Annotated in this window: 1 protein-coding gene; it reads right to left on the bottom strand. The window is 61.9% G+C overall.

From position 1 onward, the window contains the following. Positions 1–428, bottom strand: a 428-nt coding sequence (locus E0L21_RS24795) for an RHS domain-containing protein (protein WP_131413845.1), incomplete at both ends; no start/stop codon positions are given.

Consider the following 428-nt stretch of genomic DNA (forward strand, 5'->3'; position numbering starts at 1 on the left):
ATATCGCCGCTGCTGTCGGTCACTTTTTCCGGCAGACCGTTCAGCTCCGTGTGATACCAGTAAACCTCCGCATGCCCGCCGCGGCTGTCGACGCGGGCCAGCGGTTCGTAGCTGTTTTCCGTATAGATATACTGCACGGCGGCGTCCGGGTTGCTGTCGCTGCACTCGCCGACCATCTGCAAACCCGACCATGCGTACTGCGTGCGTTCCGCGTTGCGGGTATGCCGTCGCCACACCTGTTTTTCCGTGCGGCGACCGAGCGCGTCATAGCGGTATTCGGCCCGGGTGAACTCCGCGTCGCCTTCAATAATTACCTGGCTGATGCGGTGTTCATCGTCATAACTGAAGCGCTGCACCGTGCCGCGATGACTGTCGTGGCGTTCGGTCATGCGCCCGAAACCGTCGTACTCCCAGCGCACGCCCTCCAG

The sequence above is a fragment of the Kosakonia quasisacchari genome, from assembly GCF_004331415.1.
Lineage (GTDB): Bacteria > Pseudomonadota > Gammaproteobacteria > Enterobacterales > Enterobacteriaceae > Kosakonia > Kosakonia quasisacchari.